Genomic DNA, 19,063 nt, shown 5'->3' on the forward strand with positions numbered 1-19,063 from the left:
GCCAACCGATGAAGACGCTTCACGCATCCGTGGCGGTTGCACTGCTGGCGACGGCGCCAGCGCTGTGGGCCGACGACTACACCAATCCGGCGCTGATCAAGCAAGGCGAATACCTCGCCCGGGCAGGAGACTGCGTCGCCTGCCACACCGCCAAAGATGGCAAACCGTATGCGGGTGGCCTCCCCATGGCCACGCCCATAGGCACGATCTTCGCGACCAACATCACCCCGGACCCGACAACCGGCATCGGCCAGTACACCCTCGAAGACTTCGACAAAGCGGTACGCCACGGTGTGACGAAGGCGGGTTACACGCTCTACCCCGCCATGCCCTACCCGTCTTATGCCAAGGTCACGGATGTCGACCTCAAGGCGTTGTATGCGTACTTCATGCATGGCGTCGAACCGGTCAACCAGGCAAACCGTGAAAGCGAAATTCCGTGGCCGCTGTCGATGAGATGGCCCCTGGGCATCTGGCGCAACCTCTTTGCCCCTGCGGTCGAACCGATGGCAGCGACCGGGCCGCTGAAGTATGACGACGCCCAGATCGCCCGCGGCGCCTACCTAGTTCAGGGGCTGGGCCACTGTGGCAGCTGCCACACGCCCCGAGCGTTGACCCTTCAGGAGAAGTCGCTGGATGAGCGTGCCCCCACCTACCTCGCCGGTGGCCAGGTGATCGACGGCTGGGTTGCCATTAGCCTGCGCGCCAATGCACCGGATGGCCTGGGAGGATGGCGAGAGCAAGATATCGTGCAGACACTGCGCGACGGCCGCAATGCTCACTTCTCGTCCATTGGCGCCATGAACGATGTGATCCAGCACAGCGGCCAATACCTGACGGACCAGGACCTGCTGGCCATCGCCCGCTACTTGAAGTCGCTGCCCGATGTACCCGGCTCGGACAAGGTGGCGTTCAAGGCGGACGACACGACGGCCAAAGCGCTGTGGTCTGGAGAGTCGCCTAGCCGGGGTGCTGAACTCTATGTGGACAATTGCGCCGCCTGCCACCGGACCGATGGCCTGGGCTATCAGGAAGTGTTCCCCCGACTGGCTGGCAACCCTTCGGTGCTGTCCGAGGACCCAAGCTCGATGATCCGGGTGATTCTGGGGGGCAGCCGGCTACCATCGACTCAACAGGCGCCCTCCGACCTGGTCATGCCGGACTTCAGCTGGCGGCTCAATGACCAGGAAGCCGCTCAACTAGTTTCGTTCATTCGCAACAGCTGGGGGAACAAGGCGCCGCACGTGACAGCTGAGCAGGTGCAAGCCGTTCGACGGTCGTTGGCAGAAGAGCATCCGGGGATCGCGGCCAGCGATACCCAGAAGGCTTTACAGCACTGACATCCAACGTAATGCCGGGGCCACGTAATGGCTCCGGCATCGTGTTGGAAACTTGAAGCGAGCGCTTAAACCGCCAATGCCCGTTGGCGCAGCTCGGTGTTGAGGATGCGGTCGTTCTCGCTGTAATCGACTGGGCAGTCGATCACGTGCACGCCAGGGTTGGAAATGCAGTGGTGGAGCAGCGGCAGCAAGCCTTCGGCGCTTTCCACGCGGTGGCCATTGGCACCGTAGGCTTCGGCATATTTGACGAAGTCCGGGTTGCCGTAATCCAGGCCGAAATCGGTGAAGCCCATGTTGGCCTGCTTCCAGCGGATCATGCCGTAGCCGTCGTCACGCAGGATCACCACGGTAATGTGCATGCCCAGACGCACAGCGGTTTCCAGCTCCTGGCTGTTCATCATGAAGCCGCCGTCGCCGCAGACTGAAATCACTGGGCGGTCCGGGTACACCAGGTGGGCCGCCATGGCCGATGGCAGGCCAGCCCCCATGGTTGCCAGGGCGTTGTCCAGCAGCACGGTGTTCGGCTTGTGCGCCTTGTAGTTGCGAGCGAACCAGATCTTGTAGATACCGTTGTCCAGGGCAACGATCCCTTCGGACGGCAGCACGCGACGGATGTCGGCAACCATGCGCTGCGGGTAGACCGGGAAGCGGTTATCGTCGGCGCCTTCGGCCATCTGTGCTTCGTTCGCTTCACGGATGGCCATGAGGCGGGTGAAGTCCCAGTGCGCGGTATCGGTCAGCGCTTCGCTGATCTGCCACACGGCGTTGGCGATGTCGCCAATCACTTCGACCTGCGGGAAGTACACGGCATCGACTTCGGCGGAGCGGAAGCTGATGTGGATGACTTCGGTGCCGCCACGGACCATGAAGAATGGCGGCTTCTCGATCACGTCGTGGCCGATGTTGATGATCAGGTCGGCCGCTTCGATCGCGCGGTGGACGAAATCACCGGACGACAGCGCGGCGTTGCCCAGGAAGCGCGGGCTGCGCTCGTCGACCACACCCTTGCCCAGCTGGGTGGTGACGAATGGGATGCCGGTCTGGTCGATCAGCTGCTTGAGGACCTTGGCGGTCATCTTGCGGTTGGCACCGGCACCGATCACCAGGATCGGGCTGCGGGCCTTTTGCAGTGTCTCGACGGCGGCTTCGATGGCCACGTGCTCGGCCAGCGGGCGGCGGTGCAGGCTGCGTGGGATCGGCAGGGCGTCGGTCTGCTCGGCGGCGATGTCCTCCGGCAGCTCCAGGTGCACGGCGCCCGGCTTTTCTTCTTCAGCCAGGCGGAACGCTTCGCGCATGCGGGCCGGGATGTTGTCGGCCGAGGCGAACTGGTGGGTGTACTTGGTGATGGGGTCCATCATGCCGCACACGTCAATGATCTGGAAGCGACCCTGCTTGGACTTCTTGATCGGCTTCTGGCCGGTGATCATCATCATCGGCATGCCGCCCAGGTAGGCGTACGCACTGGCGGTCACCAGGTTGGTCGCGCCAGGGCCCAGGGTCGACAGGCTGACGCCGGTCTTGCCGGTCAGGCGGCCATAGGTGGCAGCCATGAAGCCCGCGGACTGCTCGTGGCGGGTCAGTACCAGCTTGATCTTCGACTTGCGCAGGGATTCCAGCAGGTCGAGATTTTCCTCACCAGGAATGCCGAACACATACTCGACACCTTCGTTTTCCAGGCATTGCACAACGACATCGGCGGCCTTGGCCATTGGGGTTACTACCTCAGGTCTTCGTTTGAATACAGGTTTTCAGCGCGGGGCGCTGACATCGGTCTGCCCGGTGGCCAGCAAGGCACCCTGGACAAAACCACTGCGCAGCTGGCGCTCGACAAAGTCGCGCACGTAGGCTGCCGCATGGTCCCGGCCACGGGGTACAGCCATGGCCTGACGGATTGCGGTAAAGGCACCGTCCAGCACGCGATAACGCGCATCGGCATCGGCGACATTCTGCAGCGGCTGGCGAACCCCGGCGGCGGCCTCCAGTCCTTGCTCGATGAACAGGTCGACGGCACCGGCGGAGGTGTCAGCGCGCACCAGCTCGGCGTGTTCCAGGGTGCGGCTCAGGTACAGGTCATAGGCGGCGCCTTTGCCGACCGCCAATCGCAGGCCGGTCTGGTCGAGCTCCTCGACGTGCTGGTACGGGGCATCGCGGCTGACCAGGTAGGTGCCCTCGATCAGCACATAGGGCTCGCTGAAGGCGATTTGCGCCTCGCGTACCGGTTCGATGGCCAGGAATGCCAGGTTCCAGACGCCCTCCTCCAAATCGGCGAAGACCTTGCCGGCGGCGTCGTAGGTGCGCATCTGCAGGGGTACGCCAAGCTCTTCGGCCAAGGCCTGGCGTGTTTTGATGTGGAGAAGCTAACGAACCCCTGAATTAGCCCTGAGCCTTGAATGTCAGCTATGGGTCGAAACCTGCCGGTTGCGAGAGGCGACTATCGCCCCATCGCTGCCCATGCATCTGCACATGAGAGGATTGACATAGTTGCCTAAGGCAATAATATAGCTGCTAAAAGCAACTATATGAGCATTTTCATGACTACAACCCTCCTGGAGCGCGCTGACATCGTCCGCCGTTTCAACCGCTTCTACACACGGCAGATTGGCGCGCTGCAAGAGCACCTGCTCGAAGCCGAATTCTCCTTGACTGAGGCACGCATCCTCTTTGAATTGGGCGCCAGTGCTGGCCTGAAGAGTTCAGACCTCTGCCATTTGCTCGACCTGGACGCCGGCTACCTCAGCCGAGTCATCGGTGGCTTCGAGAAAAAAGGGCTGATCAGCAAATCTCGTTCGGCAATCGACGCCCGAGCCTCTCAAATCCAGCTCACCGAGCCAGGTCGTCAGGTGCTGGCCTCGCTGGAGCAAGCCGCTCGTGAAGAAGTCGTGTTGATGTTGCAAGGCTTGTCTGAGCCCCAGCAAGAGCAATTGATCCAAGCCATGAAAAAGATCCAAATCCAATTGGGCGACGGTGATCGTTCCTACATCCTGCGCGATCCACAAGCAGGCGACATGGGCATTGTTGTTCAGCAACAAGCGCAACTCTATGCCCGCGAATACGGTTGGAATATGGAGTTCGAAGCGCTGGTGGCGGAAATCGTCGCCAATTACCTTCGTGAGTTCGACCCGTCCTGCGAGCGATGCTGGATCGCGGAAAAAGAGGGCACAGTCATCGGTTCGGTGTTTGTCGTCAAACATGACCAGACGACCGCCAAGCTGCGGATGCTCTACGTTGACGCGAGCGCCAGGGGCATGGGAATCGGCAATCGGTTGCTGGAAGAGAGTATTCGGTTTGCGCGGCTCGCGGGCTACAAGCACATGATCCTCTGGACAACAAGTGTGCTTGTCGATGCCCGAAAGCTCTATCAGAAAGCAGGTTTCCAATTGGTCGAAGAAGAACAGGTACACAGCTTCGGAAAAGACCTCGTCAGCCAGACTTGGGCTCGGGAACTGTAAGTGTCGGGAGCACTGGCTGAGAGGGATCGAATTCTGCCAGTGCTGAACGGCTGCAATGGGTCCAGGCTGTGTGAAAACGCAAGTAAATACGTCGAGTAGCGAAAGAGGCTGGGGCACCCTGTCAATTCAACAGATCTAAGTGCTGATCTACCTCAGTCGGGCACCGGACGCGGCCCGCGCTATTTGGGCCGCGGCAGCGGCCCGAATAGCCGTATACGGACGCAAAAAATGCTTGGCCTCAAGTCCTGATCGCTTCAATCAGCCCAGCGATGCCAAAGATGCTCATCATTCGTTTGAGATTGTAGGCAAGCACGTGAAGGCTCATTTCGGTGCTTACCCTCGGTAGGGTTTTGGTCAGGAAGTGAGTGCTTCCCATCCAGTATTTGAGTGTTCCGAAGGGGTGCTCCACCGTCTGCCGGCGAACCTTCATCTTTCCTGGGTCATGCTCCAATCGGATCTGCACGGCTTCGACTACCGTTTCATGCTCCCAGCGCTTCAACCGGCGTTCCTTACCCGTCGTACACTGCTTCTGCATGGAGCAACTTTGGCAGCCAGAAAACCAGTAGGAGTGCAGCAACATGCCGTCTTCCACCGAAGAATGCCTGCGGGTCAGTAGTTGATCCGCAGGGCATCGGTATTCATCCGATGCAGCGATGTAGATGAAATCCTGCTTGCCGAATCGGCCTTCCGCTTTGCTGCTTGATGTCAGCGGCTTCGGGACAAAAGTGGTGATCCCTGCCTGCTCGCAAGCAAGGATCTCCGGACCTTTGTAATAGCCTCGGTCGGCGACCACTGTCAGCGACTCAGCGCCGATCTCTTCGCGTGCCTAGTTCGCCATATTTCAGCTGCGTTCGGTCATTGCCAACATTAGTGACTTCATGAGCAATGATCAGATGGTGTTTGTCATCGACTGCTGTTTGTACGTTGTAGCCAACCGTGCCAGTACCTCGGCCACTTGTGGCCATTGAGCGTGCATCAGGATCGGTAAGAGAGATTTGCTGATCTGGGCTGGCGTGAAGCTGCGCTTCAATGTCCTTGAGCTTCGTCATCTGCTGTTTCAGCTTTTCTATTTTTTCGCTCAGCCGTTCAGCCTTGGCCTCGGCGACCTCGGGCGCTGCCCGATCCGCCGAATCCATCGCCGCAAGATAGCGGTCAATGCTCTGCTCGATCTGCTGCATGCGCGCCTTGATCTTGCCTTGGGTAAAGTTGCGGTCGCGGTTATTTACGGCTTTGAATTTGCTGCCGTCGATGGCAATGATCGACTGGGAGAAAAGATTGAGGTTGCGGCAAAGCACTACGAATTGCCGGCAGGCGCTGCGAATGGCTTTGCCGTTGTCTCGGCGAAAGTCGGCAATCGTTTTGAAGTCAGGAGCCAACCGGCCCGTTAACCACATCAGCTCGACATTGCGCTCTGCCTCGCGCTCAAGCCGGCGGCTGGACTGAATCCGGTTGAGGTAGCCATAGATGTAGATTTTCAGCAGGACTGCTGGATGGTAGGCCGGACGACCCGTTGCAGCCGGATCGACACCCTCGAACCCGAGCGCTCCTAGGTCGAGTTCATCGACGAAAACGTCAACCACCCGAACAGGGTTTTCTTCGGTGATGTAATCATCCAGGCACTCCGGCAGCAGCGTGACTTGCGTCCGGGCCTCACCCTCAATGAACCGCTTCATGATCGTCCCCGCCACGATCTCGACGATCAGAAGGTTAGACAATCGCAGGTGTTTTCACACAGCCTGGGTCGAATGCTGCCGCTCGTGGTAGACGCCCCAATCCTAAGCAGGCCCGCCGTGATTCCACACATACGGCCATGGCGATACACTACAGTCCAGTGTGCGCCACCTCGAAAGCTGTCAGAAATCGCCATTCTCGATCGTGCATCCTGCTGGGGGTATCGCGGGTATTTTTGCGGGTACATTTCTGCTTTTTGAGGCCATAAATGCCGCTCCAGAGGCCTATCCAAATGTTCTTCGGGGATCCTGAGAGTCTTTGACTTTGACGACTTTACGTGGCCAGGCAAGCGTCAGTGGCAAATGATTCAGAGTTACTGCCTGCCCCCGTCCCTCGCTTTTTTTGAACTCCTCACGCCAACGCCGCCTCCCAATCCTGAGACCCGCGTACCCGTCCGGAGCCCGTCATGGCCAACTCCCTGCAGGACTACCAGCGCAAGCGCAACTTCGATGCAACGCCCGAACCCGCAGGCAAACGCCCACGCCTGCGCTCGGCCCACGCACTGCAGTACTGCATCCAGAAACACGACGCCAGCCACCTGCATTACGATTTCCGCCTTGAACTCGACGGCACACTCAAAAGCTGGGCGATCCCCAAGGGGCCCTCCCTTGACCCCAAGGTCCGGCGACTGGCGGTGCATGTGGAGGACCATCCGCTGGACTATGCCCAATTCGAGGGGCACATCCCCGAAGGCCACTACGGCGCCGGCGATGTCATTGTCTGGGATCGGGGGGTGTGGGAGCCCGAAGGCGACCCGCGCGAAGCCTATGCAAAGGGCAAACTGCGCTTTCGCCTGCAGGGCGAGAAGCTGTCAGGGGTCTGGAACCTGTTCCGCACCCAGCTGGCCGGCAAGAAAGAGCAGTGGATGCTGGTCAAATCCCACGACGGGCAGGCGCGCAGCGAAACCGACTACAGCATCGTCGAAGCCCTGCCGGGCAGCGTACTGAGTGAGCGCACCCTGCCCCCACGCCGCCCGGCCAGGGCGACCGCTGCCGCACGCAATCGCAAGGCCGGACGCAAACCGCTGCCCGACAGGCTTGCGCCGCAACTGGCTACATTGGTCGAGGCCCCGCCAAGCGGCGATTGGCGCTACGAAATCAAGTTCGACGGCTACCGCATCCTGGCGCGTATCGACGGTGACGACGTACGCCTGTTCACCCGCAATGGCCACGACTGGAGAGCGAAGATGCCCCGCCAGGTCAAGGCGCTCAGGGCTCTGGGCCTGGACTCGGCGTGGCTGGACGGCGAGATGGTGGTGGTCGACAACAACGGCGTGGCCGATTTCCAGGCCTTGCAGAACGCCTTCGACACTGAGCATGACGAGCGCATTACCTACTACGTGTTCGACCTGCCCTGGTTGGGTGGCGAGGACTTGCGCGAACTGCCGGTGCAACAGCGTCGTGCCACCCTGGCCCGGTTGCTGGAGGGCAACGCAACCCAAGTGCTCAGGTACTCCGCCGACTTTGAGGCGCCCGTCGAGTCACTGCTCGACAGTGCCTGCCGGCTGCAACTCGAAGGCCTGATCGGCAAGCGTGCCGACAGCCCCTACATTGGCCGGCGCAGCAGTGACTGGGTCAAACTCAAGTGCAAGCAGCGTCAGGAATTCGTGATTGTCGGCTACACCGACCCCAAAGGTAGCCGCAACGGCTTTGGCGCCCTGCTGCTGGCCCTGCACGACCACGACAGCGGCCAGTTGCGCTACGCCGGCAAAGTCGGCACCGGTTTCAGCGCGGCCACGCTGCACAGCATTCACGCCCGCCTGAAACCGCTGCAGACCACCAAGCCCGCCTTGCCCAGCCCACCCACCGGCGCCGAAGCCCGCGGCGTGCATTGGCTCAAGCCAAAGCTGCTGGCAGAAGTCGCGTATGCGCAAATGACCCGCGAGGGCATCGTGCGCCACTCGGTGTTCCACGGCCTGCGCGACGACAAACCCGCCACCGCCATCGGCCTGGAGCGAGCAATGCCCGTCAAACGCTCAGCACAGACAAAACCCGAGGCATTGGGCACCTTGCATCTGACTCACCCCGACCGCGAGGTTGACGCCATCAGTGGTGCCAGCAAACTTCAGGTCGCACAATACTATGCTCAGGTCGCCGACTGGCTGCTGCCACAGCTCAAGGATCGGCCTGTAGCGCTGGTGCGGGCACCGGACGGCCTCGGCGGTGAACTGTTCTTCCAGAAAAACGCCGGCCAGTTGCATATCCCCAAGCTGCTCAGCTACAGCAAGGCGCAGGCCGGCCAGGCGGCCATGGTGCTCAACCGCGCCGACAGCCTGCTGGGCGCGGTGCAGATGAACACGCTTGAGTTGCACACCTGGAATGCCACCACCAAGGACTTCGACAAGCCCGACCGGTTTGTCCTCGACCTGGACCCTGACCCGGCGTTGCCCTGGAAAGCCATGTTAGAGGCCACCCAGCTGACTCTTACCCTGCTCGACGAACTGGGCCTGAAGGTGTTTCTCAAGACCAGTGGCGGCAAGGGCATGCACCTCGTCGTGCCGCTGACCCGGCGTGCTGGCTGGGACGAGGTGAAGGGCTTCAGCCATGCCTTGGTCGAGCACATGGCCGGGCTGTTCCCCGACCGCCTCAGCGCAGTGTCCGGGCCGAAGAACCGGGTCGGGCGGATCTTCATCGACTACCTGCGTAACGGCAGGGGCGCCACCACCGTTGCTGCCTACTCGCTGCGGGCTCGCGAGGGCCTGCCGGTATCGGTACCGATCTGGCGCGAAGAGTTGAGCCAGCTCAAGGGGGCCAACCAGTGGAACATTGGCAACCTTCACGCGCGCCTTGCACAGGTCGACGACCCGTGGGCCGAGATGGGCAAGACCCGCCAGTCAATCACGCTGCGCATGCGCAAGCAGTTGGGAATTGCAAGATGGAACTGACCCGCTTAGATTCATTGCTACAGCGATTTGCTCACCGCTCGCAGGCCATCGACCGCGCCCCTTCCCTGATGGAACTGATGCACGCCTTGCAGGGCGAACAACTCGACCTGCTCCCCTTGCCCGGCCAGGGCTGCACCCTCGAACGCTGGCGCGTACTGGCGCGGGTCGCCGGTTACGACCTCAGCCTGGCCAAACTCTATGAAGGCCACACCGACGCCCTGGCGATCCTGGCCGAATGCGGTGCGGCCCAGCATGCCTGCAACGGCATCTGGGGCGTGTGGGCCGCCGAGCCGCCGGATGCCCGGACCTACATCGTCAAGCGGGAGCGTGAACATGTATGCCTGCAAGGCCGCAAGGCTTGGTGCTCAGGTGCGTTGCATATCGACCGTGCGCTGCTGACCGCCTGGGAAGACGACCAGCCTCAGTTGGTGGCCATCGAACTTCCCCATCCCAGCCAGCGCATTGAAGACAACCATTGGCAGGCCGTTGGCATGGCTGCCAGTGCGAGTGTCGCCATTGAGTTCACCCACTCCCCGGGGCTGGCCATCGGTGCCCACGGCCAGTACCTGTCACGCCCCGGGTTCTGGCAGGGTGGCGCCGGCATCGCTGCTTGTTGGTACGGCGCCGCCGAGGCCCTGGCAGACTACCTGCGAGAACACTGCCGCAAGCCCCGGCGCGACCCGCATGCCGATGCGCACCTGGGTGCAGTCGATGCCGCCTTGTACGGTGCCCGCGCTGCCCTTCGCGAATGCGCCACGTGGATCGACCAGCATCCTCAAGATAACGCCAGCTTCGAGGTGCGGCGCACCCGAGCGCAGGTCGAGCAGGCGGTCGAACAGGTCATACAGCATGTCGGCCGGGCGCTGGGCGCCACACCGTTCTGTCGCAGCAGCCATTTCGCCCGGCTCAATGCCGACCTGCCGGTGTACCTGCGCCAGAGCCACGCCGAACGTGACCTGGCCGAGTTGGGCCGACAACTGGCCAATGTGGGGTCGGGAGCATGGCAACTATGAGCCACAACCTGATACAGGCTGCTCAAGGGACGCCGTGGAGCACTTGGCAGCATTCGGCTCATCTGGCCCGCGCGCCCTGGCTGCGGCCCGAGCAGTTGTGCCCAGCCGGGAGGCGTTTGGTCATACTGGCGCCGCACCCTGACGACGAAATTCTCATGGCGGGCGGCCTGCTGGCCAGTCTGAAGGGGCGTGAGCAGGAGGTTCTTTTGATTTCTGCTACCAATGGTGAAGGCAGCCATCCCCATTCCTCGCAATGGACAGAACGTCGCCTGCGTCATCAGCGCCCGCTGGAAAGCCGCCATGCCTTGCAACTGCTGGGTCTGGATCTCAACCTTCTCGACTGGCGTCGCCTAAACCTCAAGGATGGCAACCTGCCCCATGATGAAGCCTTTCTGGTCAACCACCTCGCCCAGTTGCTCAAGCCCGGTGACCTGCTGCTGACGACATGGCGCGGTGACGGCCATTGCGACCACGAGGCAGCGGGCCGGGCCTGTGCCCAGGCAGCACAGGCCTGCCGGGTGCAACTGGCTGAAATACCGGTTTGGGCCTGGCACTGGGCAAGCTGTGACGACGCGCGCCTGCCCTGGCCCCGGGCGCGCCGCCTGCAGCTCTGCGATGCGTTTCTGGCGCTTAAACGCCAAGCCCTGGCCGCCCATGCCAGCCAGTTGCAGCCTGATGGCGAGCATCCACCGGTGGTGCCAGAACAACTGCAGGCCTGCCTGCTGCAACCCTTCGAGCTGGTCTTTCTGTCAACGGAGCCATCATGAGCCTGGGTGCACAGTATTTCGCCGATTTGTATGCCGGCAACGATGACCCCTGGGCCTTTCGTACCCGCTGGTACGAACGCCGCAAGCGCGAACTGGCCTTGGCCAGCCTGCCACGTCAATGCTATGAGCGTGTATTCGAACCCGCCTGCGCCAACGGCGAGATGAGCGCCCTGCTGGCCGAGCGCTGCGTCAGCCTGTTGTGCCAGGACATCGACGCAACGGCCGTGGCCTTAGCCCGCCAGCGGCTAGCGGGGATGGGCCATGCCCGCGTCGAACAGGGCCACTTGCCGGGCGACTGGCCGGGCGGGCAGTTCGACCTGATCGTGCTCAGCGAGATCGGCTACTACCTGGCCCCCACCGACTGGCTACGGGTGATCGAGCAGTCGGTGGCCAGCCTGGCTTATGACGGTGGTCTGCTGGCCTGCCACTGGCGCCACCCCATCGCCGGTTGCCCGCAGGATGGCCGCGAGGTCCATGCCCTGCTGGCCAGGCATTTGCCGCTGTATCCGGTGCTGCGCCACGAAGAGCCGGACTTCCTGCTCGAATACTGGTCGTGCCAGCCCAGTGTCGTGGACCTCGACGAGGCCTGCACATGATCGCCGTCATCATCCCCGCCCACAACGAAGCCCGTCATCTTGGGCACTGCCTGGGCGCCGTAAAGCTCGCGGTGGCACAGGCCGAAATGGCGGGCCTGACGGTCGAGGTGCTGGTGGTGCTCGACCGTTGCGTCGACGCCAGCGCGCGCATCGCCCGCCGCCATGGCGTGCATACCGTGGAGCTGGAGGCCGGCAACGTCGGCATTGCCCGGCGCCTGGGCGCGGCGTGGATGATCGAGCGCGGCGCCCAGTGGCTGGCGTTCACCGACGCAGACAGTCGCGTGCCGGGGCACTGGCTGGTGTCACAGCAGCAATGGCACGCCGACGCGGTCTGCGGCACCGTGCACATCGAGCGCTGGCAACCTTGGCAACGTGCCGCCCTGCGCCAGTTGTACCGCAACCATTACCAGGCTTGGGACGGGCATCGGCATATCCATGGCGCCAACCTAGGCGTATGCACCAAGGCCTATGAACGCGTTGGCGGATTCCAGCCGTTGCCGGCGCATGAAGATGTGCAACTGGTGATGGCCCTTGAAGCCAGCGGCGCGCAGATCGTATGGACCGCGGCGCACAGCGTGGCCACCAGCAGCCGGTCGGACAGCCGCGCACGACAAGGCTTTGGCGACTACCTCAAGGGTCTGGAGCGCCAGCTACCGTAGATCAGGAGGCCTTGCGCGGTCGCTTGGCCGCCGGTTTCTTCGCCTTGGTCTTGCCGCCAAGGCTACGCTTGAGCAACTCGGTGAGGTCGATGATGTCGGCGCCCTTCTCTGCCGTCGCGCCTTCGCCTTTGGCCACGGTCTCGATCTTGCCTTTGCTGGCCTTCTCTTCCACCAGGTCGAGGATGGTCTGGCGAAACGCATCATGGTAATCATCAGGCGCCCATTGCCCGCTCATGTCCTCCACCAGGCGCCGGGCCATGTCCAGTTCACGCTTGTCGAGCTTGCTCTGGGTCACACTCTTGTCCAGTTCCAGCGTATCCAGCCCGCGCACTTCTTCGGGCCAGCGCAGGGTGATCAGCACCAGCGCATCTTCCAGCGGGCGCAGCAGTGCCAGGTGCTGGCGGGTGTGCAGCACCACGGTGGCCAGGGCCACCTTGCCAGTGCCGTGCAGGGTTTCGCGCAACAAGGCATAGACCTTGCCGCCACGACGGTCAGGGCTCAGGTAATAAGGGGTGTCAAACTGTTGAAGCGGAATGTCGCCAGCGTCGACGAACGAGAAGATATCAATGGTCTGGGTCGCTTCGGGCCTGGCCTTGCGGATTTCCTCCTCGCTGATCACTACGTAACGGCCCTTCTCGTATTCCACGCCTTTGACAATGTTTTCCTTGTCGATCTCCTTGCCGGTAACCTTGTTCACCCGCTTATAGCCCACCGGCTCCATGCTGCGTTTGTCGAGCCAGTCGAAATCCACGCGCTCACTGCGCACGGCAGTGTTCAGCGAGACGGGGATGTGCACCAAGCCAAAACTGATCGCGCCTTTCCAGATTGCCCGGGCCATGGTCGGCTCCTACGCATCGAAGGGTTGGCCGGGCTGGCTGTAGCGCAGCGCGCCACAGCGTTCACAGCTCTGGCAGTGAAGCCCGGCGACTTCACACACCAACAGGCTGCGCCATTGGCAGCCACGCAGCAGGCAGACGAGCTTCATCAGCCACCTCCCTGGCCCAGTCATGCGGGCCCTTACTGAAAGTGACTGCGCGGCGCTGCGAAGGTTTAGCCGCATTTGCCTGCTCCGCTGCATTCACGCCCAGGCACTTGATTGCATAACAGCCGGTCAAGCGGCTCGATTAACGCCCACCGGAGAGGTGCGGAAGGCCACACCGAATCGATTGAACGCGTTCATCAAGCCGATGGCGTAGGTCAACTCAGCCAACTCCTTGTCGTTGAATGCTGCCGCGGCCTGAATGTAATCGTCGTCGGGGATGCCTGTTTCGCAAACCCGGGTGACGGACTCCGCCCAGGCCAGCGCTGCGCGTTCACGAGGCGTGAACACATCGCCGGCATCACGCCATACCGGCACCATCACCAGTTTTTCAACTGCGACCCCAAGTTTGAGCAGATCACGTGAGTGCATGTCGATGCAGAACGCGCAGCCATTGATTTGCGATACCCGCAAATAAACCAGGTCGATCAGCTCGGCCGAAAAGTCGGACTTGAGCAGGTAGCCATAAACGTTGCCAAAAGCCTTGTAACCTTCCGGTGCGGCGCTGGCGTAGTCGATACGTTGAGTCATGAACAATCCTCGGTAGTGCTGTTTGGAGGGCAGCATCCTGGGCCTGACTGGCCTGGGGCTGAAGTGCCATGTTCATGCTTTTGGACTGGGCCATACTAAGACCGAAGCAACGTGATCGTGGCCCACTCGCCAAGGCCAATCATGGCCCTTGGGATGAGGCCGTGAGGGCTTGTAGGCTGTATGGTTCCTGCCTGCTGCAAGGGCATTGCCCCTGAGTACATCCATGACCAGCCCCATCAACAACCGGTCACCCATCGACCCCACTTCAACAGAGCCGATCTACCGGCAAATCTACTGGCGTTTTCGCAGGGCCATCACCGATGGCGTGCTCGCGCCAGGCGAACGTATTCCGGCGGCCCGGTCGCTGGCCAGGGAACTGGGGCTGGCCCGGGGCACCGTTGACACCGCTTATTCGCTGCTTGCAGCGGAGGGCTATATCCAGCCTCGCGGGCAAGCTGGCACCGTGGTGGCCGCGGGCTTGAATGTGCGGCCGACACAGGCGCACGCCGATCACACGTGGCCAGCAACGGCTGGCGTGCCGGTGCGGCACAAGGCACCCGTACTACCGTTGCAGATGGCCTTGCCTGCGCTGGATGAATTTCCGCGAAAGATCTGGGCGCAGATCGGTGCCCGTTGCGTACGTGCCACGGGGGTCGCGGACATGGCCAGCCCGTCGGCCCAAGGGCTGGAATCCCTGCGCAATGCGATTGCCAGTTACCTTCACGTGGCGCGGGGCATCAGTTGCCAGCCTGCCCAGGTGTTCGTGACCTCGGGCTACCGCAACACCCTGACGCTGGTCGCTCGTGCCCTGCTGCAACCGGGCGATCGGGTCATCGTGGAGAACCCCGGTTACCCCCCTACCCGGCAGTTGCTGGAGGCCTTGCGGATTGCAGTTCAACCCGTAGGGGTGGATCAGGATGGGCTGCAAGTCAGCCGCGGCATCAAGCAGTTTCCCGACACCCGCGCAGCAGTGGTGACACCGGCACACCAAAGCCCGCTGTGCATGTCGCTGTCTTTGCCGCGCCGCCTGGAACTGCTGGCCTGGGCGGCCCGTGAGCAGGCCTGGGTCATCGAAGATGACTACGACGGCGAATACCGTTACGTCAGCCGCCCGCTGCCGGCGCTCAAGAGCCTTGATCGTGACAGCCGCGTACTTTACGCAGGTACTTTCAGTAAGGTGCTGTTTCCCGGTATCCGGATCGCCTATCTGGTGGTGCCCCCTTCCTTGGTCAACCGTTTTCACACGGTCGCCGAAACGTTCTTTGGCGGCGTCCCTGAACTGACCCAGGCCATCGTCAGCACGTTCATCACCGAGGGGCATTTTGCCCGGCATATCCAGCACATGCGCAAGCTCTATGGCGAACGCCGGGTAGCGGCGATCAAAGGCTTGAGCAGGGTCTTGGGCGAACACGCGCGCATTGATGTGCAGCCGGGCGGTATGCACCTGATCCTGCGCCTGGCTGGCGCGCAGTGCGACCGCGAACTGGTCGAACGGCTGCTGAATGCGGGCATCTACGCCGAAGCCTTGAGCGCTTGCTATATCGGCCCCGAAAGCCAGTGCGGCCTCATGCTGGGCTTTGCCAACATTGATTCGCAAGCCAGTGCCGAGCGGTTGGGCAAGCGCATCCTGGCGCTGCTCTGACGCACGTGCATGGTCCACTCCTGCAGGCAATTTTTGGCGCTTTGCCACTGGCCCAGGTGGCTACATCATGCCCTGCCAGCCCCTCTTGCAGGAACAATTCGATGAGCAACAACCAACCCTTGCGCAGCATTGCCGTGTTCTGCGGCTCCAACCATGGTTTCAACCCCAGCTATGTCGAAGACGCTCGGGCCCTGGGCCGGGAAATTGCCCGGCGAGGTCTGCAACTGGTATATGGCGGTACCGACAAGGGTTTGATGGGTGTCATGGCCGACACGGTGCTTGCCGAGGGTGGCGAAGTGGTCGGGGTCATTACCAAGTTGCTGTTCAACCTCGGGCACATGCACAAGCAGCTGACCCGCTACGAGGTGGCCCATGACATGCGTGGTCGCAAGGCACGCATGAGCGAATGCGCCGATGCATTCATTGCCTTGCCCGGTGGCCTGGGAACCTTCGAGGAGCTGTTCGAGGTGGCCACGCTGACCCAATTGGGCGAGCATCAAAAAGGCGTGGCTTGCCTGAACACCAATGTCTTTTTCGAGCCGGTACGCCGCGTGTTCAGGCATGCTGTGGCTGAAGGGTTCATGAAAGCCGAGCATAGCGAAATGTTGATTTGTCACACCGACCCATCGGTGCTGATTGACAGGCTGGAACAGTGGCAAGCCCCGACAGTCGACAAATGGATCGCACCTGCGCACGTGCATGCTTGCGGTCTCAGGCAGTAGTGCGCATCGTACCGCCTCAAGCGACTACCGCTTCAACCTCGCTTTCATCGGCAGGCGCCGCGTCATCAGACAGATGCTCCAGGTCCCACGCAGCCATGTCCAGATACCGCTTTATCCAGGCCCTCTGATAAGCCCCACTGTTGATGCCATCCAGAATCAGCCCATAGAAAAACACGGCGACAACACCCAGCATCAACACGGCCATCCCCTGGCTGGTGAACACATCCGCATTCTTGATGAGCTCGGTACTGATGGCGATCATGAAGGCGACGAGCGACGCAAAGCCCAGGTTCTGCGACAAGGGTGGCCTGGCCGGCTTGCCCACCAGGTCCGAATACGCCGACAGTTCGCGGGCCTTGGCCGCGGTGTAGCCCTCAGTGCGCAGGCGCTGCAGGAAAAAGGTATAACACAGGGTATTTTCCCGGTGGTGGAATGATTGCCTGTCGATCACATGGTCATCGAACGCTTGCGCATGCGTGGCGCGCAGCCCCTTCACCCGCGTGACATAAAGCGCAAGCCCCCAAGGCACCAGTGCCATGTAAGCGTACGGCAACAACGCCGGGTGGGCCATGGCCACCAGCGCAAAGGCTACCAGCAATACCGTCGACGCCAGGGCAGCCCACATCGGCCACAACCTGCGTGCGTTCGTCCACTTGAACAGGCGCTTGTTCGGTTGCCGACGGCTGCGTTTGTAGATGTCCTGGACCTGCGCCCACTCTGCCAGTTTCATGCTGGTTCATTCCCTCGCGGTTGATGGTGAATCTTCCAGCCGCGAGCCTGAGCCACGGGTCGAAGCCTCGTCAACGCAGAACCTTGGTGCAACTGTCTCCAGTTGCTTCGTGCAGCCACAGGATGAAAGACACACCGGCCGATTACCGCGCCCCCGCATAAACAGGCGGGCAATACCTGATGCGCCACAGGCTGGGTGCAAGCTGTTACGACACGAGTGATTGACCGCTCGGTATTCTCGCGCACCCCGTCTGTTAATTCGAAAGTAGGGTGAGCAACCAAGTGCTGCAAGATCTCACACGTAAACACAGCCTTTTCTGTGTGAACACACAAAGGTGACGATCATGGCTAACGAACAAGACAAACATGGGCAGCAAGGCGGCCAGATGTCTGGCGGCAGGCCCGAAGAGCAGCCACAAGGTGGTCAGGGCTCATGGCAGGACCGGCAAGGCAACGACCCTGAACGTGCACGCGGTGCCAATGAGCAAGGCGCAAAAGGTGGCCACTCAACCGGCCAGAAATCCGACACTGACCGCCAGAATCAGGTGGAAGACGATTCTGAAAACATCCAGGACGATGACAGTGACATGACCGACAACAATCGTTGACCGCCACCCGCCAGGGCGAAGGATTGCCCTGGCACACCCAAGTCCAGATTTGATCGCCTCAGGTCATGGGCGTAATGGCTTGTGACCGCTGCCGGCCTGGCGCTTGTTGTTTGAAGGACTGCTCCCAATCCAGTTGCGCCTGCACCTTGGCTGCGGATTCAAGCACCTTCCGGGCCCAGTCTTCATCCTTCGGGCAAACGGTCAGCACGCGGAAACCATGGTCGATTCCCTCCATCCGCACACCTTCGGAGTCATCGATATGCAGATCGATGCCGAAAGCCGAAGGCAGTTTCGAAGGTGCATTGGTAAACCCGCGTGCTGTCAGGGCGTGCTGGTGCCGGTCGCTGTTGACCACACCGTCGACGTGAATCCCGTACAGCAACAACCAACGCCTGATGTAGGACGGCGTGCGGCCCGACGAAGTGTAGATCCAGATGCTGCAACCACGGCGCCGCAAATCCCGGATCAACTCACGGGTGCCGATACGCAAGGGTTCACCCAGCCAGCGATGAACACACGCAGGCAATTTGCCAGGCTCAACGGCACTGTGCTCAGCCTGGCAGGCGAGCGTGTCGTCGATGTCGAACGAAATGCGTACCCGTGGGCGACGGCTCGTGCGCCACTGCGCGACCATTGGCAACTTGCCCATCACAGGCCACCCCGGCCACTGGCCACAGGTGCATTACCCAGCAAAAACGTTTCGGGATCAGGCGCGTTTGCCTCCAGAAAAGCCGCGTATTTTTTCTTGATCTTGGGCAATTCGTACAACGCCTTGACTCCATGCTTGGCTGAGTTGCGGATCACCGAAGAGGGATTGAAGTAACCTTCGGCGTTGTTCAGTGTGAGGACGAAAGGCGGCAACCCGGCACGCATCAGCAAGTAGCTGACAATGAGCGAACCCGTGCGGTTGTTGCCTTCGATGAACAGCTGCGGCTTGCTCAGGATTCGCACGTAAACACCGGCCGCGCGCTTCCAGATCGAGTCGCTGCGGTAGGCACAGTACCAGTTGTACAAATCCTTGATACCGCCTTCCACGTTATTGAAAAAGTGCGCTTCGGTAGCCACCAGGTGTTGGTTGAATTCCTGACGTTGCGCCGGGTCACGGCCACACAGGACGGTGGCGTTGATTTCCAGCATCAGGTTCACCTGCTGCAGGTCGAACAGGTCCACGCCGCGAGCGACATAATGGTCAATCAACGCATAACCTTCGAGCACATTTTGCAGCACTTCATCGGTGAACGGGTCGCGCGGCTCGGTGAAGTGCCGGCTGAGTTCGGCAAAACGGCCCTGGACCTCGCGCAGTGCGCGCTCTACGGCTGACAGATCAAGGCGACGCACTGCACGCATGGGTAT

The 19,063-nt window shown here is 61.5% G+C and carries 17 protein-coding genes and 2 pseudogenes; 10 read left to right on the forward strand and 9 right to left on the reverse strand.

Going from position 1 to position 19,063, the window contains the following annotated elements; genetic code table 11:
• Positions 1–8: 8 nt before the first annotated feature.
• The gene (locus PVV54_RS14410) at positions 9–1,340 is read left to right on the forward strand and encodes a c-type cytochrome (protein ID WP_274905897.1); all 1,332 of its coding nucleotides are present in this window, start codon (positions 9–11) and stop codon (positions 1,338–1,340) included.
• Positions 1,341–1,405: 65 nt separating this feature from the next.
• Here PVV54_RS14410 and PVV54_RS14415 read toward each other — a convergent pair whose 3' ends face one another.
• Together PVV54_RS14415 and PVV54_RS14420 are read right to left on the reverse strand one after the other, a co-directional pair.
• Positions 1,406–3,049, reverse strand: coding sequence for an acetolactate synthase large subunit (locus PVV54_RS14415; protein WP_274905898.1), 1,644 nt, complete (start codon positions 3,047–3,049; stop codon positions 1,406–1,408).
• A 39-nt stretch (positions 3,050–3,088) separates the two neighbouring features.
• Positions 3,089–3,676: pseudogene (locus tag PVV54_RS14420) on the reverse strand (transporter substrate-binding domain-containing protein); the annotation flags it as partial.
• A gap of 195 nt (positions 3,677–3,871) precedes the next feature.
• Between PVV54_RS14420 and PVV54_RS14425 the strand changes: the two are divergent.
• Positions 3,872–4,789, forward strand: a complete 918-nt coding sequence (locus PVV54_RS14425) for a bifunctional helix-turn-helix transcriptional regulator/GNAT family N-acetyltransferase (protein WP_274905899.1) — start codon at positions 3,872–3,874, stop codon at positions 4,787–4,789.
• A 238-nt stretch (positions 4,790–5,027) separates the two neighbouring features.
• On the opposite strand, the pseudogene PVV54_RS14430 reads toward PVV54_RS14425, so the two are convergent.
• Positions 5,028–6,462, reverse strand: a pseudogene (locus PVV54_RS14430) (IS1182 family transposase).
• A gap of 464 nt (positions 6,463–6,926) precedes the next feature.
• Between PVV54_RS14430 and ligD the strand changes: the two are divergent.
• The 5 genes from ligD to PVV54_RS14455 are packed head-to-tail and all read left to right on the forward strand — an operon-like array spanning position 6,927 to position 12,439.
• Positions 6,927–9,404, forward strand: coding sequence for a DNA ligase D (ligD, locus tag PVV54_RS14435; protein ID WP_274905900.1), 2,478 nt, complete (start codon positions 6,927–6,929; stop codon positions 9,402–9,404).
• Entirely contained in the window at positions 9,395–10,417 is a 1,023-nt protein-coding gene (locus tag PVV54_RS14440) for an acyl-CoA dehydrogenase (RefSeq protein ID WP_274905901.1), read from the forward strand. Before ligD ends, PVV54_RS14440 begins: the two co-directional genes overlap by 10 nt.
• Positions 10,414–11,184 (forward strand): PIG-L deacetylase family protein, encoded by a 771-nt coding sequence (locus tag PVV54_RS14445; RefSeq protein ID WP_274905902.1) that lies wholly within the window; start codon positions 10,414–10,416, stop codon positions 11,182–11,184. The genes PVV54_RS14440 and PVV54_RS14445 overlap by 4 nt, the downstream gene beginning before the upstream one ends.
• Positions 11,181–11,780, forward strand: a complete 600-nt coding sequence (locus PVV54_RS14450) for a class I SAM-dependent methyltransferase (RefSeq protein WP_274905903.1) — start codon at positions 11,181–11,183, stop codon at positions 11,778–11,780. The genes PVV54_RS14445 and PVV54_RS14450 overlap by 4 nt, the downstream gene beginning before the upstream one ends.
• Positions 11,777–12,439: a glycosyltransferase gene (locus PVV54_RS14455; protein WP_274905904.1), complete on the forward strand. Its 663-nt coding sequence runs from the start codon at positions 11,777–11,779 to the stop codon at positions 12,437–12,439. Before PVV54_RS14450 ends, PVV54_RS14455 begins: the two co-directional genes overlap by 4 nt.
• Before the next feature lies 1 nt (position 12,440).
• Here PVV54_RS14455 and ku read toward each other — a convergent pair whose 3' ends face one another.
• The 3 genes from ku to PVV54_RS14470 all read right to left on the reverse strand — a co-directional run bounded on the left by ku (position 12,441) and on the right by PVV54_RS14470 (position 14,009).
• The gene (ku, locus tag PVV54_RS14460; protein WP_274905905.1) at positions 12,441–13,277 is read right to left on the reverse strand and encodes a non-homologous end joining protein Ku; all 837 of its coding nucleotides are present in this window, start codon (positions 13,275–13,277) and stop codon (positions 12,441–12,443) included.
• A 9-nt stretch (positions 13,278–13,286) separates the two neighbouring features.
• Positions 13,287–13,424 carry a PSPA7_2676 family Cys-rich small protein gene (locus tag PVV54_RS14465; RefSeq protein WP_274905906.1) on the reverse strand — a complete coding sequence of 46 codons (138 nt, stop codon included), beginning with the start codon at positions 13,422–13,424 and terminating at the stop codon, positions 13,287–13,289.
• 126 nt (positions 13,425–13,550) lie between these two features.
• Entirely contained in the window at positions 13,551–14,009 is a 459-nt protein-coding gene (locus tag PVV54_RS14470) for a carboxymuconolactone decarboxylase family protein (RefSeq protein WP_274905907.1), read from the reverse strand.
• A gap of 223 nt (positions 14,010–14,232) precedes the next feature.
• Between PVV54_RS14470 and pdxR the strand changes: the two genes are divergently transcribed.
• Together pdxR and PVV54_RS14480 are read left to right on the forward strand one after the other, a co-directional pair.
• A complete protein-coding gene (gene pdxR / locus PVV54_RS14475; RefSeq protein WP_274905908.1) occupies positions 14,233–15,651 on the forward strand; it encodes a MocR-like pyridoxine biosynthesis transcription factor PdxR in 1,419 nt (472 codons plus the stop codon).
• A 101-nt stretch (positions 15,652–15,752) separates the two neighbouring features.
• A complete protein-coding gene (locus PVV54_RS14480; protein WP_274905909.1) occupies positions 15,753–16,373 on the forward strand; it encodes an LOG family protein in 621 nt (206 codons plus the stop codon).
• A 16-nt stretch (positions 16,374–16,389) separates the two neighbouring features.
• Here the strand turns inward: PVV54_RS14480 and PVV54_RS14485 are convergent, their stop codons facing one another.
• Positions 16,390–17,103, reverse strand: coding sequence for a hypothetical protein (locus PVV54_RS14485; RefSeq protein ID WP_274905910.1), 714 nt, complete (start codon positions 17,101–17,103; stop codon positions 16,390–16,392).
• Positions 17,104–17,446: 343 nt separating this feature from the next.
• On the opposite strand from PVV54_RS14485, the gene PVV54_RS14490 reads away from it, so the two are divergent.
• On the forward strand, positions 17,447–17,710 hold the full coding sequence (locus PVV54_RS14490; RefSeq protein ID WP_274905911.1) for a stress-induced protein: 264 nt from the start codon (positions 17,447–17,449) through the stop codon (positions 17,708–17,710).
• 58 nt (positions 17,711–17,768) lie between these two features.
• Here PVV54_RS14490 and PVV54_RS14495 read toward each other — a convergent pair whose 3' ends face one another.
• Both PVV54_RS14495 and PVV54_RS14500 read right to left on the reverse strand, forming a co-directional pair.
• On the reverse strand, positions 17,769–18,359 hold the full coding sequence (locus tag PVV54_RS14495; RefSeq protein WP_274905912.1) for a hypothetical protein: 591 nt from the start codon (positions 18,357–18,359) through the stop codon (positions 17,769–17,771).
• Positions 18,359–19,057 (reverse strand): hypothetical protein, encoded by a 699-nt coding sequence (locus PVV54_RS14500; RefSeq protein ID WP_274905913.1) that lies wholly within the window; start codon positions 19,055–19,057, stop codon positions 18,359–18,361. Before PVV54_RS14500 ends, PVV54_RS14495 begins: the two co-directional genes overlap by 1 nt.
• Positions 19,058–19,063: the final 6 nt, after the last annotated feature.

The sequence above is a fragment of the Pseudomonas sp. PSKL.D1 genome (assembly GCF_028898945.1).
In the GTDB taxonomy this organism is placed as follows: domain Bacteria; phylum Pseudomonadota; class Gammaproteobacteria; order Pseudomonadales; family Pseudomonadaceae; genus Aquipseudomonas.

Excerpts from the sequence above, each read along its gene's own strand:
- PVV54_RS14465 (WP_274905906.1), bottom strand. The coding sequence starts at position 13,424 with ATGAAGCTCGTCTGCCTGCTGCGTGGCTGCCAATGGCGCAGCCTGTTG.
- PVV54_RS14415 (WP_274905898.1), bottom strand. The coding sequence starts at position 3,049 with ATGGCCAAGGCCGCCGATGTCGTTGTGCAATGCCTGGAAAACGAAGGT.
- PVV54_RS14440 (WP_274905901.1), top strand. The coding sequence starts at position 9,395 with ATGGAACTGACCCGCTTAGATTCATTGCTACAGCGATTTGCTCACCGC.
- PVV54_RS14490 (WP_274905911.1), top strand. The coding sequence starts at position 17,447 with ATGGCTAACGAACAAGACAAACATGGGCAGCAAGGCGGCCAGATGTCT.
- PVV54_RS14500 (WP_274905913.1), bottom strand. The coding sequence starts at position 19,057 with ATGCGTGCAGTGCGTCGCCTTGATCTGTCAGCCGTAGAGCGCGCACTG.
- PVV54_RS14425 (WP_274905899.1), top strand. The coding sequence starts at position 3,872 with ATGACTACAACCCTCCTGGAGCGCGCTGACATCGTCCGCCGTTTCAAC.
- PVV54_RS14485 (WP_274905910.1), bottom strand. The coding sequence starts at position 17,103 with ATGAAACTGGCAGAGTGGGCGCAGGTCCAGGACATCTACAAACGCAGC.
- ligD (WP_274905900.1), top strand. The coding sequence starts at position 6,927 with ATGGCCAACTCCCTGCAGGACTACCAGCGCAAGCGCAACTTCGATGCA.
- PVV54_RS14410 (WP_274905897.1), top strand. The coding sequence starts at position 9 with ATGAAGACGCTTCACGCATCCGTGGCGGTTGCACTGCTGGCGACGGCG.
- PVV54_RS14455 (WP_274905904.1), top strand. The coding sequence starts at position 11,777 with ATGATCGCCGTCATCATCCCCGCCCACAACGAAGCCCGTCATCTTGGG.
- PVV54_RS14495 (WP_274905912.1), bottom strand. The coding sequence starts at position 18,359 with ATGGGCAAGTTGCCAATGGTCGCGCAGTGGCGCACGAGCCGTCGCCCA.
- PVV54_RS14470 (WP_274905907.1), bottom strand. The coding sequence starts at position 14,009 with ATGACTCAACGTATCGACTACGCCAGCGCCGCACCGGAAGGTTACAAG.
- PVV54_RS14445 (WP_274905902.1), top strand. The coding sequence starts at position 10,414 with ATGAGCCACAACCTGATACAGGCTGCTCAAGGGACGCCGTGGAGCACT.
- PVV54_RS14480 (WP_274905909.1), top strand. The coding sequence starts at position 15,753 with ATGAGCAACAACCAACCCTTGCGCAGCATTGCCGTGTTCTGCGGCTCC.
- ku (WP_274905905.1), bottom strand. The coding sequence starts at position 13,277 with ATGGCCCGGGCAATCTGGAAAGGCGCGATCAGTTTTGGCTTGGTGCAC.
- pdxR (WP_274905908.1), top strand. The coding sequence starts at position 14,233 with ATGACCAGCCCCATCAACAACCGGTCACCCATCGACCCCACTTCAACA.
- PVV54_RS14450 (WP_274905903.1), top strand. The coding sequence starts at position 11,181 with ATGAGCCTGGGTGCACAGTATTTCGCCGATTTGTATGCCGGCAACGAT.